Genomic DNA, 13,413 nt, shown 5'->3' with positions numbered 1-13,413 from the left:
TGCAGTACCGAAATCAGGCCTTGGCCGCTTAGTTTTTCACTGTCCAAGTTTATGGGGTCAGTTCATTAAAGGGGCCGGTTTTTTGCTACTGAAAAGCCAAAAAATCAAGCAGTAAGTAATGATCTTAGGCGACCATCATCTCTTCGCCCATTTTCTGACGCAGCTTTTTCATAGCATTTTTTTCAAGCTGGCGGATACGCTCCGCGCTGACGCCGTAAACATCGGCCAAGTCATGCAGCGTCTCTTTGCTATCGGCCAGCCAGCGGCGCTGGAGGATATCCCGCGAGCGCTCATCGAGGCCTTCCAGGGCAAGCTGTAAACGGCGCGTCGAGTCCTCCTCGAAGTTGCTGTCCTCCAGCTGTGTAGCAGGGTCGGAAGCAGCATCGTCCAAGAAGTGCACCGGCGCTTGATAAGTGCTCTCTTCATCATCGCCTGCCGGAGCATCATAGCCTGCATCGTAAGACGACAAGCGCCCTTCCATATCGCGGACGACTTCAGGCTTAACGTCGAGATCTTTGGCGATGGCATCGACTTCGTCGTTATTCAACCATGCCAAGCGCTTCTTCGCACCGCGAAGGTTAAAGAACAGCTTACGTTGGGCTTTGGTCGTGGCGATTTTAACGATTCGCCAGTTACGCAGCACAAATTCGTGAATTTCCGCTTTAATCCAGTGCACGGCAAACGAAACCAGACGAACGCCCTGGTTCGGATCGAAGCGTTTGACGGCTTTCATCAAGCCAACGTTGCCCTCTTGAATCAGATCCGCTTGGGGCAACCCATAGCCCGAATAGCTACGCGCGATATGCACCACAAAGCGCAAATGCGACAGTACCAAACGACGAGCGGCTTCCAGATCGCCTTCATCATAGAGGCGGTAAGCGAGTTCGCGCTCTTCATCGGCCGTTAATACCGAAATTCCATTGACCGCGCGGATATAGCCGCCCAGATCGCCGCCGGGCGAAAGCTGCCCCACCGGTAGAAGACTAGTGCTCATGTGCAGGTGGTCTCCCCTGTAACCCATCGTGGTTGACGTAGCACGTTATCAATAACCTATTACAAAACCGTGATACTAATTCAGTAATACACATTCAGTCATACGAATGTCTGCGGTACTGAGACCTTAACGCAAGCATAAAGTTCGCAGGTTAAGCATTGCCAGCAGTATCGCTTAGCTGCATAAAACGCATTAATTATCTAGGCCGAATGCTGGAGAGATGGCGAGTCACCGCCAACCAAGCACCCAACCAGCCTAGTAGTGTACTGCAAGATAGCAGAATTGTAGAGCCTGTCACGTCGAGTTGGGGTAAAGAAAAACTCGCCCCGTAACTGGCCGCCAGCGCGGATACGGGCAGGGAAAGCCAGTGATTACCCAGACCTAACAACCCCAGCGCTAGCAGCCCACCGCCCAAGCCGTACCAGGCACCGCTGTATAGGAAGGGCCGCCTAACAAAGGCATGCGTGGCGCCAATCAGCATCACGACTTCAATTTCCCGGCGGCGACTCTCCACCGAGAGGCGAATAGTATTCCCCACCACCAGCAGCACGCCTAAACCAAACAGCGCCCCCAGTGCCAGCGCCACACGCCGGCCTAGCTCGGCGAGGTTTCTCAGCCGCTCCACCCAGGCCAGATCAAGGCGCACCTCATCCACCCCAGCGAGCGCTTCAAGGCGGGCGGCCAGCTGCTGCATGGCAACCGGGTCAACGCTTTCCGGGCGCACCACCATGCTGATAGGCAGCGGGTTACTCTCCAGCCCTGCCAAGGCATCATCGAGCCCCAGCGACTGCTGGAACTCAGCCATCCCCTGCTCGGCGCTGATCAGTTGGGTTTCGAGCACGTCCGGTTCCGCGTTGACCGCCTCTTCGATACGCAGCGACTGGGCATCATCGGCACTCAACTCGAGGTAGACCGTTAGGGTGGCGCTCTCATCAAGCTCAGCATCCAGCAACCGAGCACTGTCCAGGGTTAGCCACAGCGCCGCAGGCAGCACCAGCGCAATAGCAATCGCCAGCATGGTCAGGAGGTTACCCAACGGGTAGCGTATCAAGCGCTGAAAGCTATCCCACGCCATGCTGCGGTGGTGGCGACCCCATGCCCGCAGACGGCTGGAAAAGCGCGTTTGCTGTGACCTGGCGCCCCGCTGGGGCGCTTTATCGACCGCTGGTTTAACAGCGGATTTGCGCGGCGTTTTCAGTGCTGCTCCCTGACGACGCTTGGGTGTCGCGGATGACTTCATACCGCCCCCTCATCGGCTACCAGCCTGCCGTCGCTTAAGCGCAGGATGCGGTGACGCAGTCGGGCAATCAGGGCCAGATCGTGGCTGGCGATCATCACCGTGGTACCAATCCGATTAAAGTCCTCAAACAGCGCCATAATATCCGCCGAGAGCTGAGGATCCAGATTGCCCGTGGGCTCATCGGCCAGTAGCAGCGCGGGCTTATTGACCACCGCCCGGGCAATACCCACCCGCTGCTGCTCGCCGCCGGAGAGCTCTATGGGCAACGCCTTTTCACGATGCAGCAGCCCCACTTTATCTAACGCGGCACGTACTCGGCGGGCGGCTTCCCGAGGCTCAACCCCTTGAATCTCCAGCGGTAGAGAGACATTGTGAAAAATGCTGCGATCAAAGAGCAACTGATGATCCTGAAAGACCACGCCAATTTGGCGCCGATAGAACGGGACTTGGCTGGCATGCAGCTGGGCAATGTCGTGCCCCGCGACGACAACGCGCCCACGGCTAGGTTTCTCTAGACGCATCACTAGGCGTAGTAGCGAGCTTTTACCGGCACCGGAGTGGCCGGTAAGAAACACCATCTCGCCCCGGGCAACGCGAAAGTTAAGATGCGCCAGCGCCTCAAAGCGCCCGCCGTAGCGTTTTCCCACATGCTCAAAAGCGATCATGCGCTGGCATCGTCCTCTTGGCGGTCAAACAGCGCTTGGACAAAATCATTGGCCTCGAATGGGCGCAGATCGTCGATACCCTCCCCCACGCCAATAAAGCGAATCGGCGTTTCCAGCTGTTTGGCCAGCGCGAAAATAATCCCGCCTTTGGCGGTGCCATCCAACTTGGTTAGCGTGATTCCGCTGACCGGCACGGCATCATTAAAGGTGCTGGCCTGGGAGATCGCGTTTTGCCCGGTGCCCGCATCCAGCACCAGCATTACTTCATGGGGGGCGGTGTCATCTAGCTTCTGCATCACTCGATGAACCTTTTTCAGCTCTTCCATCAGGTGACTTTTGTTATGCAGTCGACCGGCGGTATCGGCGATCAACACATCGACACCGCGCGCGGTAGCGGCGGCTACCGCGTCATAAATCACCGAGGCACTGTCCGCGCCGGTGTGCTGGGCGATCACTGGCACCTTGTTGCGCTCGCCCCAGACTTTGAGCTGTTCAACGGCGGCGGCACGAAAAGTGTCACCGGCCGCCAACATAACGCTTTTGCCTTCGCGCTGAAAACGCTGGGTAAGCTTACCGATGGTGGTGGTTTTACCCACGCCGTTAACGCCTACCACTAAAATGACAAACGGCCCCTTGCCCGCCTTCTCAAGCACAAGCGGCTTAGCGACCGGCGCCAGCATGGTGGACAACTCTTCTTGCAGGCCACGGTAGAGCGCTTCGGGGTTGTTCAACTCTTTGCGCGAGACGCGCGCTTCCAGGCGACCAATAATCTCGGTCGTCGCGTCAATGCCCACGTCGGCCATTAACAGCTGCGTTTCGAGATCTTCCAGCAGTTCGTCATCGATCTGTTTTTTACCTAAAAACAGGTCGGCGATGCCGTCGGTTAAATTGGCACGGGTTTTCCCCAGGCCTGACTTTATACGCGCAAACCAGCCTTTCTGGTCACTTTTGGTGGCCACCGGTTTCTCTTGCAAGGCGGGCGCGGGCGTCAACTCTGGCTCTGGCTCTGGCTCTGGCTCTGGCTCTGGCTCTGGCTCTGGCTCTGGCTCTGGCAAAGTTTCCGGCGCTTTTGAAGTCTCTTCAACCGCTTCAGTTACAGCGTCAGACGTCGCCGTGTTCACCTCATCGGGTTGATTTTGTTGCTGCTGCTCTTCCTCTTGATGCGCCTGCTGCGGGTCTTGAGGCGCCTGCTGCGAATCGTGCTTATTCTTACGCTTAAAAAAACCAAACATGAGTGTTACCCGACATAAATAGTGAACATTAGGGTTATGCTAACACCGTAACCCAAGACTTTGGATAAACAGCCCGCTACAATCCGCTGCATGACACGACAACGCCCCCCTCGATCCTCTGCATCCCGCCGCACATCTGCGCAGCGGGGTGGTCAACAACCCGGCAAACCCACTGGTAAGCCACTGGGTAAGTTACGCATTATTGGCGGAGAGTTCCGCCGCCGACAGTTACCGGTATTGGATAGCCCCGGCTTGCGTCCTACCCCAGACCGCGTGCGTGAAACGCTGTTCAACTGGCTCGGGCAGCAGCTTTACGGCCAGCAGGTACTCGACCTATTCGCAGGTACCGGTGCACTGGGCATCGAAGCTCTGTCCCGCGGCGCCGCTTGGGTCGATTTTGTCGAGCGCGACCCGCGGGTAGCGGCGCAGCTGTCGACCAATCTGACATCGCTCAATATTACCGCAAGCGCGGTGCATGTTAACGATGTTCAGGCTTATCTGGCTCGCCCCACCAAACCCTATACGCTGGTCTTTCTCGACCCACCTTTCCATCAGCAATTGGCCGCGCCCTGCTGCTCGACATTGGAAAATAGCGGCTGGCTGGATAATGAGGCAATGATTTACCTGGAAACCGAGACAGTGCTGGCACCCAATGTGCCCGCCAACTGGTTATTGCACCGCGAAACCCAGGCGGGCGAAAGCACGGCAAGGCTTTATCAACGCCAAGCACCGTAAACAGCGCTTGCCGCCAAGCGACGGTGGCGTTACGCTCGCCTCATTCGTCCCTACTGACAAGCGCTGCGCTTGTTTTTTTGGGTGGCTTTTTATGACCTATTTTGGGTTTTTGTTTTTACGCTAGGGAGAGATAAATGAGTCTGGAGCTATTTAATCAGCTTGAACAGAAAGTCACCGATACCGTTGACGCACTGGAGATGATGAAGCTGGAAAATGAAGAGCTGCGCGGCGAAAACGCCAAGCTGAAAGAGGAGCGTGAAGAGTGGGAGCGTCGCCTCAACAGCCTGCTCAGCAAATTCGACAGCCTCGACACCTCCAGCACCTCCTAAGCGCCTGATAGATACGTTGCTGCCTAAAGTACCAGAGACATCAGCAGCGCATCCTCACGCCCGGCGGCCCCTGTTGCCGCTGGGTAGTAGCCCCGTCGGCAACCATCTTTGCTAAACCCACAGCGCCGATAGAGCCGTATAGCGCTAAGATTACCCATCCGCACTTCGAGCAGCAGTCGCTCACTGAGCCAGCCTTTTGCTATCGCCAGCACGGCCTCCATCAACGCCTGACCAGCGCCGCTTCGGCGATACTCCGGTGAAACCCCGATCGCCTGCAGCTCCGCTTCAAACGGCAGTCGTGCCACAATGGCGTACCCTAACAGTTGCTCATTCTGCCACCAGCCCAATACACAGGTGTCCTGACTGCCCAGGGACTCCAGCATTTGCGTCTCGGAGGTGCCGCTCTGTGCCCGCTGCTCAAGCGCAATCAGAAGGGCCAGGTGCTCAACGTTGAGTTCAGTGATCATCAGCAGTCTGCTTAGCGCCAGCCGCCCATAGCTGACCTAGCGTCTGAAGCGCTGGCCAGAGGTCACGCTTGCTATGGCTATCGTCGAGAAGCGACCCAAGTGAGGGGCCCTGCCATAAGGGCAGCGAAAGCGTTTGGCTGTGGCCTTCAGTTACGTTCAGTATGCGCTCTAGCGGCGCTTGTTCAGCCCCCGGTTCAGCATCAGGCTTGGCTTCCAACTCACCCCACCAGAGTAATCGCTCTAACCGCCACCCCTGTCGGCTCGCGCTTCCTGCGATAAACGCCGCCAAGCCCTCGCGGGCTTCGTCCAGGGGATCCTCCACCGCAAAGGCGTTGGCCATTTGCGGCCAGTTGAAGTGACTGATTTCCGGAAACGCCCCACGCTGAATGCCCGCCGCCTGGAGCAGGTTAGCCAGTAGCTGCTGCTCAAGGGGAGACATACTCCCTGCTTTCAGCACCAACCAGCGCCCCTCAAGGCACACACAGGAGAGCTCGAACTTAAGGGGTTTAGCTGGCGCTGCCTCCGCGCGGGGCCCCGCCGCATCCGGGTTGGCAATCGCCGGCTTATGTTGGCCCGGCTTGTCAGCACGCTGCTTGTCTTGATCCAGCAGTGCCCGCACCGCCGAGGGTGAGGCAATGGCTTCGCCTGAGGCCAGGGGGTCGGAAGATTGAAGCTCGGGCGGTTGAGGTTTGGACGTTTGACGTTTAGGCGCAGGGGCGTCGTCCAGCAATGCCTGTAGGCGCTCCCGAGGCGGCGTAGGAGCAGGCGTCGAATCTTCCCACTCACAGGCCTCGGTGGGCAGCGCATTAGGCAACTGGTATTTAGCGGCCCAGGCGGTAATGCCCATGGCGTCCAGGTAGTGGCGCCGAGTAACTTCCTGGTTCACTGCCCGCCGCCGCGGCAGTTGGGTGAATCCGGACGCTCACCGCTCCGCGCCTGCCACTCGCTGGGGGTATAAAGGTGCAGTGCTAAGGCGTGCACCGGTCCTGAAAGCTCATCAGCCAACAGCGCATAAATTTGCTGGTGACGCTTCACCGGCATTATGCCGTCGAAGGAGTCACTCACTAGCGTCACTTTGAAGTGGGTTTCAGAGTTCGCTGGCACATTATGCATGTGGCTTTCGTTTTCAACCTGCAGCACGTCCGGCGCGAGTGCCGTTAACTTCTGCTCAATCTGTGTCTGCAGCGTCATAAGGTTCTCCTTGAGAGATCATAAACCGTTTTATTGTACGCGCTTACTGGCCCGCAGACGATGCCCGTCGAGCGTGTAACGCACGTCTTGCCAGCGGCATACGCGCCACGCTGGCCAAGAGCGCCAGCAGCGTGGTCGCCGCCCCCAGCCAGAGCGTTACTTGTACCGGCCAGCCTAGCGCCAACGCAGCACCGACTAGGGCCACGCCAAACGACTGCCCGACGGTTCGCGTGGTGCTCATGACGCCCGAGACGTTGGAACTGCGCTCCGGTGGCAGGCTGCCCATCATTTCGCGGTTATTGGGCGGCTGGAACAGGCCAAAACCAATACCGCATAGCGCAGTGCGCCATAGACTTCCCGCCACGCCGGTCGACTCATCGACCAGCGCCAGCGCAATCAGACCAATGATAAGTAGGCCAAGCCCCGCGCTGGAGAGAATACTGGGATTAATACGGTCGGCTAAGCGACCCGCGACAGGACCAACGAACATAATAGCCAGTGGCCAAGGCGTAAACAGCCAAGCGGTTTCCAGTGGCGAAAACCCCATCTGCTCCTGGTAGAAAAACGACAGGGCTACAAACGTAAGGCCCTGGCCTATAAAGGCAAGCCCAGAGGCAGAAACCGCCAGTGTAAAGCGCAGCTCGGCAAACACGCTGAGCGGCAGCAGTGGATACGGTGCGCGACGCTGACGCGCAATAAACCCAGCGCAGGCCAGTACCGCCAACAGCACCCAGCCACCGCTTTGCCAAAGCGGCGCGGCGTGGCTCACGGCATCCATGGCAATAAAGAAGCTGGCCAGCATAACGATTGAGAGCAGCGCCCCAGCCACATCAAAACTGCCTTTGCGTGGCGCTTCTCGGGGCAGCGCACGCTTGGCGAGCCATAGCGAGCAAAGACCCAGCGGCACATTTAGCGCAAACAGCCAGGGCCAGTCGGCAAAGGAGAGGATTACCCCGCTTAGCGTGGGCCCTGCTGCGTAGCCACCGGCCACCACCAAGGCACTCAAGCCAAGGGCGCTGCCCAAGAGGCGCGAGGGAAAAATCGCCCGATAGAGCGATGGGCCAATCGATAGCGTGGCGGCGGCACCCAACCCCTGAAAGGCACGAAACACCAGCAGTGTTTCCAGGTTACGCGACAGCGCCGCCCCCAGCGCAGCAGCGACAAAGGTGGCCAGCCCAAACAGGTAGAGCCTGCGGCGTGTGATCAATTCACTAACGCCCGCAAACACCAGCAAAAAAGCCGCACATACGACCTGAAACAGGTTGGTGATCCATACTGCCCGGGATGCCGATACATTCAAATCGGCGGCAATGGTGGGTAGCGCCAGGTTAATCATGGTGGTATCGACCACCGCCATTAAAGTGCCGGTCACCAGCGCCAGTACGGCAAGAGCACGTTCAGGCCCTGGCAGGCCATCGTCACCGGGACGGGTTTCAAACAGTCGCATGCAAGAGTTCCTAGAAAGGAGAGTTGCTAAACGAAACCGCCAAGCGTCTAAAACCAACGAACCAACACAATGAAACCGGCCTAAGCCGGTTTCGAAGTGCGCTATCAAGCTGTTAGCTATCCCGTTATTACCGGGCAGCCGCGCAGGCAGAACTTAGCTTGCTTAAAATATTAGCACGCTAATCCTGCTCGCTGTCGAGCAGCAGCGCATCATCCACTTCAGAAATCTCTAACGCCGTTTCGTCATCCAGGTCGATCGCCAGGTAGCTGTGCTCGACGCGCACAAATTCCTGGAACAATGCCCAGTCGAGTTTATCCGGCCACTGCCGTTCGTCCTCTTCCCAAGCACGCAGCTCAGTTTCGAGAATTTCTACGTAGCGGTCGCGCACAAAAGTTTCCAGCGCTTCCGGGGTATCCATCTCTGGAATCAGGTAAATGGTACTTTCACGTTCGACGTCGTCCAGGGTCAGGTCGTCGTCTCCCATGGTGGGTTCCAGCGCGTTGATCCAGTCCACAAAGGGCTGGGTCGGCCTGACGCTCAGTGCGGAGCGGTTAAGCAGTTTCATGGGATTCTCCTCGCCGTCGAAACGTTGACCATTATGGGCGCTATAACGCGCCCTTACCAACTTTTCATCCGTTATCGTAGCGTGTTAGTCCACTTCAGGGCGCATCGCCGGGAACAGCAGTACATCGCGAATCGAGGCGCTGTCGGTGAACAGCATCACCAAGCGGTCGATACCGATGCCTTCGCCCGCGGTGGGCGGCATGCCGTACTCCAACGCACGCACGTAATCTGCATCGTAGTACATCGCTTCCAGGTCACCGGCATCTTTTTCCGCGGACTGGGCACGGAAGCGCTCCGCCTGATCTTCGGCGTCGTTAAGCTCCGAGAAGCCGTTGGCGATTTCGCGCCCGCCTACAAAGAACTCAAAGCGGTCGGTGACGAAGGGATTAGCGTCATTACGCCGCGCCAGCGGACTCACTTCCGCCGGGTATTCGGTGATAAAGGTCGGCTGGTCGAGCTTGTGCTCGGCAACCTCTTCAAATATCTCCGTTTGCACCTTACCCAGCCCCCAGCTCTCCTTGACCTTGATGCCGAGCTTTTCAGCGGTTGCCCGCGCCGCCTCCAACGAATCCAAGTCGCTGTCGGCAATGCCGTCACCGTGATCAAGAATCGCCTGACGCAGCGTTAAGCGGGCAAAAGGTTTGCCGAAATCGTAGCTTGCCCCCTGATACTCAATCACTGCGTTACCGAGCACTTCTTCAGCGGCTGTGCGCAGCATCGCTTCGGTCATATCGAGCAGGTCGCGGTAATCCGCATAGGCCCAGTAGAACTCCACCATGGTGAATTCTGGGTTGTGGCGCGTTGATAACCCTTCGTTGCGGAAGTTGCGGTTAATCTCGAACACTTTTTCAAAACCGCCCACCACCAGACGCTTGAGGTAAAGCTCTGGCGCAATACGCAGATACATGTCGATATCCAGCGCATTGTGGTGGGTAATGAACGGCCGTGCCGCCGCGCCGCCGGGGATCGGCTGGAGCATCGGCGTCTCTACTTCCATAAAACCGCGCGCTTCAAAGAAGCGGCGCATGGAGCTGATCACCGCTGCGCGGGTTTCAAACACCTTGCGCGACTGCGGGTTCATGATCAGATCCACATAGCGCTGGCGATAGCGGGCTTCCATATCGGTGAGGCCGTGAAACTTATCCGGCAGCGGGCGCAGGCTCTTGGTGAGCAGTTGCGCCTCTTTCATCATCACGTACAGGTCGCCCTTGCCAGATTTATGCACCGGCCCGTGGGCAGCGACGATGTCACCGATGTCCCAGCTTTTAACGTCTTCCAGTACGTCGGCGGGCAGGCCCTTTTTATCGACGTAGAGCTGGATCTGCCCGGCTACATCCTGAATGACGATGAAGGGGCCACGTTGACGCATCACACGACCAGCCACAGCGGCGTGGTGATCCAGCGCTTCAAGCTCGGCCTTGTCTTTATCGCCGAAGGCATTTTGCAGCTCGACGGTTAAGCTGTCGCGGCGAAAGTCATTGGGAAACGCACTCTTTCCCTGCTCAGCGGCGCGCTCACGGCGAGCAGTCAGCTTGGCACGGCGCTCGGCGATCAGGTGGTTTTCGTTGTCTGCAGGAGACGCGTCTTGGTTAGCCATGGGGCACCCTGTTCATGTTCAAACGCTAAAAAGATTACAAACCTTGCTTCAAGCTGGCGACGATAAATTGATCAATATCCCCGTCGAGCACTTTATCGCAGTTACTGGACTGCACGCTGGTGCGCAAATCCTTGATGCGCTGATCATCCAGCACGTAAGAGCGAATCTGGCTGCCCCAACCGATGTCAGCCTTGGAGTCCTCGGCCTCCTGCTTGGCGGCGTTGCGCTTCTGCATCTCGTGTTCCCACAGCCGCGCTTTCAACTGCTTCATGGCAAAATCGCGGTTGGCGTGCTGGCTGCGTTGCCCCTGACAGGCCACGACGATACCGGTCGGCTCGTGGGTAATCCGCACGGCCGAATCGGTGGTGTTAACGTGCTGACCGCCCGCGCCGCTGGAGCGGTAGGTATCGACGCGCAAGTCCGAGGGATTAATCTCCACCTCGAAACTGTCGTCAATTTCCGGGGACAGAAACACCGAGGCAAAGGAGGTATGCCGACGGCCACCGGAATCAAACGGGCTTTTACGCACTAGGCGGTGCACGCCGGTTTCAGTACGCAGCCAACCGAAAGCGTAATCGCCCTGGATATGTACCGTGGCCGACTTAATCCCCGCCACTTCGCCAGCGGAGATTTCGGTGATATCGGCTTTGAAGCCGTGGCTCTCCGCCCAGCGTAGGTACATGCGCAGTAAAATATTGGCCCAATCCTGGGCTTCGGTGCCACCAGAGCCGGACTGAATTTCCAGGTAGGCGTTGTTCTGATCCATTTCACCGGAGAACATGCGCCGAAATTCCAGCTTTTCTAACGCCGCCTGCATGCTGTCCAGCTCTTTGCACACTTCTTCGACGGTGCCTTCATCCTCTTCCATTTCGGCAAGCTCCAGCAGATCCCGGCTATCGCCAAGGCCCTGCTCAAGTTCATCAATGGTGGCCACTATGGCTTCGAGGGAGGCGCGCTCTTTGCCTAACTTCTGCGCGTAGTCTGGATCGTTCCAGACATTGGGGTCTTCCAGTTCGCGGGTGACCTCTTCTAGCCGATCTTTCTTCTCGGCATAGTCAAAGATACCCCCTAAGAACGTCTGTCCGCTCAGACAGGTCCTTAAGCTGGTTGTGAATCGGATTGGTTTCCAACATGGGATCGCCCTAGCTTGGTCAACTCGGATCGTACAGAGGTGTATCGATCAGAAAAGCGCATAGTGTAGCGAAATTGGCTGCCAACAACCATGCAGGCTTGTCGCACATAACGCCCGTAGTATCGAAATTGCGCATAGCCACATGTTTAATTTCTTATAGACGCCTACTTTTCCCCGATGCTAGTACTTAACTAGTACTCAAACAGTCAAACAATCGTATTAAAATAATATTGGAGGGATCAGAATGCTAAAAACTCGCACTCTCATGGGCTCAATGGCGTTGGCCCTAAGCTGCGCCACACCGCTCCACGCAGATACACTGCGTTTAGCCATTCTGGGTGAGCCCGCCTCTCTAGATCCGCACAAAATTAGCGGCGTCTGGGAAAACGATGTGGTGGGCGACCTTTTTGAAGGCCTTGTCACTGAAGCAGCCGATGGGTCGCGTATTCCCGGCGTTGCAGAATCCTGGGAAATCTCCGATGACGGTACGGTATACACTTTCACACTGAGAGACGATGCAAAATGGTCGGACGGTGAACCTGTCACTGCTGATGATTTTGTGTTCGCCTTTCAGCGCATTTTATCACCAGCCACCGCTGCAAATTACGCCTATCTGCTATATCCAATTAAAAATGCTGAAGCTGTCTATGCAGGTGAGGCCGATACAAGCACCCTCGGCGTGCAAGCCATCGACGCGTCGACACTGCAAATCACCCTAGAGCGTTCAACACCTTATTTTTTAGATCAGCTCTCCCACTACACCGCCTATCCGCTGCCACGTCACACGGTGGAAGCACATGGCAATGAGTGGTCCAGACCCGGCAATATGGTCTCCAATGGTGCTTTTCAGCTAAAAGATTGGCAGTCGCAAACGCGTATCACAGCCACCCGCAACCCCAATTTTCACGATGCTGATCAGGTAGCACTGGACGAAATCGTTTACTTCCCTATTGAAGAGCGCAACACAGCGCTCAACCGTTTCCGGGCAGGAGAGATTGATATCGCTCGGGAGTTTCCCACCCAGCAGTATGACTGGCTGATGGATAACCTGCCTGAAGCCGTTCAGGTAGCCCCCTACCTCGGCATTTATTACTACGTTTTCAATGCTCGTGATGGCCATGCGACCACTGACCCGCGTGTCCGTGAAGCGCTTAGTTTGGCCGTTCGACGCGAAGTCATTACCGATCAAATACTTGGCACTGGCGAAGTGCCTGCGTACAGTTTCGTTCCGCCCAATGTCAGTCACTATGAAGCGCCCACCGCCAGCTTCGCCGAACTATCCCAGGATGAGCGCTTGGAGCGCGCCCGAGAGTTGCTCCAGGAAGCAGGCTATGGCCCTGATAATCCGCTGGAACTCATGCTGCGCTATAACACCAGCGAGGATCATCGCAAAGTCGCCATCGCCATTGCAGCCATGTGGAAACCCCTGGGCGTTGAGGTAGAGCTGTATAATTCGGAGGTAGCCGTTCACTACGCGGATATTCGTCAAGGCGACTTCGATGTTGCCAGAGCCGGCTGGATCGGTGACTACAACGACGCCCAAAACTTTCTGAGCCTGTTGGAGAGTAACGTATCTAATAATTACGGTGCCTACAGCTCGCCGGAGTTTGATGCTCTGATGAGCGAAGCCGCGAATACTCAGGATCTGGATAAGCGAGCCGACATCATGGCCGAAGCAGAGACCCTCGCCCTGGAAAACAGCGCTACGCTACCGATCTACTACTACGTCTCGCGCAATCTTGTTAGCCCCGACATTTCCGGCTGGGAAACCAATATTGAAGATATCCATCGCTCACGCTGGGTTCACTTCGACGATTGAT

At 57.0% G+C, this 13,413-nt stretch carries 14 protein-coding genes; 3 read left to right on the top strand and 11 right to left on the bottom strand.

The window, feature by feature from the left end:
* Positions 1 to 124: 124 nt before the first annotated feature.
* From rpoH to ftsY, 4 genes are all read right to left on the bottom strand, one after another.
* Positions 125 to 994 carry an RNA polymerase sigma factor RpoH gene (rpoH, locus tag JI62_RS03125; RefSeq protein WP_088698771.1) on the bottom strand — a complete coding sequence of 290 codons (870 nt, stop codon included), beginning with the start codon at positions 992 to 994 and terminating at the stop codon, positions 125 to 127.
* A 196-nt stretch (positions 995 to 1,190) separates the two neighbouring features.
* Positions 1,191 to 2,234, bottom strand: coding sequence for a permease-like cell division protein FtsX (ftsX, locus tag JI62_RS03120; protein ID WP_088698770.1), 1,044 nt, complete (start codon positions 2,232 to 2,234; stop codon positions 1,191 to 1,193).
* Positions 2,231 to 2,899 carry a cell division ATP-binding protein FtsE gene (gene ftsE, locus JI62_RS03115; RefSeq protein ID WP_071695259.1) on the bottom strand — a complete coding sequence of 223 codons (669 nt, stop codon included), beginning with the start codon at positions 2,897 to 2,899 and terminating at the stop codon, positions 2,231 to 2,233. The genes ftsX and ftsE overlap by 4 nt, the downstream gene beginning before the upstream one ends.
* Positions 2,896 to 4,131 (bottom strand): signal recognition particle-docking protein FtsY, encoded by a 1,236-nt coding sequence (gene ftsY, locus JI62_RS03110; protein WP_088698769.1) that lies wholly within the window; start codon positions 4,129 to 4,131, stop codon positions 2,896 to 2,898. The genes ftsE and ftsY overlap by 4 nt, the downstream gene beginning before the upstream one ends.
* Before the next feature lie 90 nt (positions 4,132 to 4,221).
* Between ftsY and rsmD the strand changes: the two genes are divergently transcribed.
* Positions 4,222 to 4,866, top strand: a complete 645-nt coding sequence (rsmD, locus tag JI62_RS03105) for a 16S rRNA (guanine(966)-N(2))-methyltransferase RsmD (RefSeq protein WP_088698768.1) — start codon at positions 4,222 to 4,224, stop codon at positions 4,864 to 4,866.
* A 134-nt stretch (positions 4,867 to 5,000) separates the two neighbouring features.
* A complete protein-coding gene (zapB, locus tag JI62_RS03100; RefSeq protein WP_088698767.1) occupies positions 5,001 to 5,195 on the top strand; it encodes a cell division protein ZapB in 195 nt (64 codons plus the stop codon).
* A gap of 23 nt (positions 5,196 to 5,218) precedes the next feature.
* On the opposite strand, the gene rimI is transcribed toward zapB, so the two are convergent.
* The 7 genes from rimI to prfB form a co-directional block, all read right to left on the bottom strand.
* Positions 5,219 to 5,662 carry a ribosomal protein S18-alanine N-acetyltransferase gene (gene rimI / locus JI62_RS03095; protein ID WP_088698766.1) on the bottom strand — a complete coding sequence of 148 codons (444 nt, stop codon included), beginning with the start codon at positions 5,660 to 5,662 and terminating at the stop codon, positions 5,219 to 5,221.
* Positions 5,652 to 6,548 carry a hypothetical protein gene (locus JI62_RS03090; RefSeq protein WP_088698765.1) on the bottom strand — a complete coding sequence of 299 codons (897 nt, stop codon included), beginning with the start codon at positions 6,546 to 6,548 and terminating at the stop codon, positions 5,652 to 5,654. Before JI62_RS03090 ends, rimI begins: the two co-directional genes overlap by 11 nt.
* Positions 6,545 to 6,853, bottom strand: coding sequence for a BolA family protein (locus JI62_RS03085; RefSeq protein ID WP_088698764.1), 309 nt, complete (start codon positions 6,851 to 6,853; stop codon positions 6,545 to 6,547). The genes JI62_RS03090 and JI62_RS03085 overlap by 4 nt, the downstream gene beginning before the upstream one ends.
* Before the next feature lie 43 nt (positions 6,854 to 6,896).
* Complete coding sequence (locus JI62_RS03080) at positions 6,897 to 8,300, bottom strand: MFS transporter (protein WP_088698763.1); 1,404 nt, start codon at positions 8,298 to 8,300, stop codon at positions 6,897 to 6,899.
* A gap of 178 nt (positions 8,301 to 8,478) precedes the next feature.
* Positions 8,479 to 8,865, bottom strand: a complete 387-nt coding sequence (locus tag JI62_RS03075; RefSeq protein WP_022520220.1) for a hypothetical protein — start codon at positions 8,863 to 8,865, stop codon at positions 8,479 to 8,481.
* Between the two features lie 84 nt (positions 8,866 to 8,949).
* Positions 8,950 to 10,461 carry a lysine--tRNA ligase gene (gene lysS / locus JI62_RS03070; protein ID WP_039860384.1) on the bottom strand — a complete coding sequence of 504 codons (1,512 nt, stop codon included), beginning with the start codon at positions 10,459 to 10,461 and terminating at the stop codon, positions 8,950 to 8,952.
* Between the two features lie 34 nt (positions 10,462 to 10,495).
* Positions 10,496 to 11,594, bottom strand: a protein-coding gene (gene prfB / locus JI62_RS03065; protein WP_138800386.1) for a peptide chain release factor 2 whose coding sequence is annotated in 2 segments (ribosomal slippage) — positions 10,496 to 11,518 and positions 11,520 to 11,594 — 1,098 coding nt in all. Because the reading frame shifts where the segments join, the coding sequence is not laid out codon by codon here.
* A gap of 243 nt (positions 11,595 to 11,837) precedes the next feature.
* Between prfB and JI62_RS03060 the strand changes: the two genes are divergently transcribed.
* A complete protein-coding gene (locus JI62_RS03060; protein ID WP_088698761.1) occupies positions 11,838 to 13,412 on the top strand; it encodes a peptide ABC transporter substrate-binding protein in 1,575 nt (524 codons plus the stop codon).
* The last annotated feature ends 1 nt before the right edge of the window (position 13,413 follow it).

The sequence above is a fragment of the Halomonas campaniensis genome (assembly GCF_002211105.1).
Lineage (GTDB): Bacteria > Pseudomonadota > Gammaproteobacteria > Pseudomonadales > Halomonadaceae > Vreelandella > Vreelandella campaniensis_A.
Note: the sequence above shows the minus strand (reverse complement) of the source record. Positions and strands in the feature narration are given on the sequence as shown.

Bases quoted from the DNA above. Each gene is read 5' to 3' on its own strand.
- rpoH (WP_088698771.1), bottom strand. From the start codon at position 994: ATGAGCACTAGTCTTCTACCGGTGGGGCAGCTTTCGCCCGGCGGCGAT.
- ftsX (WP_088698770.1), bottom strand. From the start codon at position 2,234: ATGAAGTCATCCGCGACACCCAAGCGTCGTCAGGGAGCAGCACTGAAA.
- ftsE (WP_071695259.1), bottom strand. From the start codon at position 2,899: ATGATCGCTTTTGAGCATGTGGGAAAACGCTACGGCGGGCGCTTTGAG.
- ftsY (WP_088698769.1), bottom strand. From the start codon at position 4,131: ATGTTTGGTTTTTTTAAGCGTAAGAATAAGCACGATTCGCAGCAGGCG.
- rsmD (WP_088698768.1), top strand. From the start codon at position 4,222: ATGACACGACAACGCCCCCCTCGATCCTCTGCATCCCGCCGCACATCT.
- zapB (WP_088698767.1), top strand. From the start codon at position 5,001: ATGAGTCTGGAGCTATTTAATCAGCTTGAACAGAAAGTCACCGATACC.
- rimI (WP_088698766.1), bottom strand. From the start codon at position 5,662: ATGATCACTGAACTCAACGTTGAGCACCTGGCCCTTCTGATTGCGCTT.
- JI62_RS03085 (WP_088698764.1), bottom strand. From the start codon at position 6,853: ATGACGCTGCAGACACAGATTGAGCAGAAGTTAACGGCACTCGCGCCG.
- JI62_RS03080 (WP_088698763.1), bottom strand. From the start codon at position 8,300: ATGCGACTGTTTGAAACCCGTCCCGGTGACGATGGCCTGCCAGGGCCT.
- JI62_RS03075 (WP_022520220.1), bottom strand. From the start codon at position 8,865: ATGAAACTGCTTAACCGCTCCGCACTGAGCGTCAGGCCGACCCAGCCC.
- lysS (WP_039860384.1), bottom strand. From the start codon at position 10,461: ATGGCTAACCAAGACGCGTCTCCTGCAGACAACGAAAACCACCTGATC.
- JI62_RS03060 (WP_088698761.1), top strand. From the start codon at position 11,838: ATGCTAAAAACTCGCACTCTCATGGGCTCAATGGCGTTGGCCCTAAGC.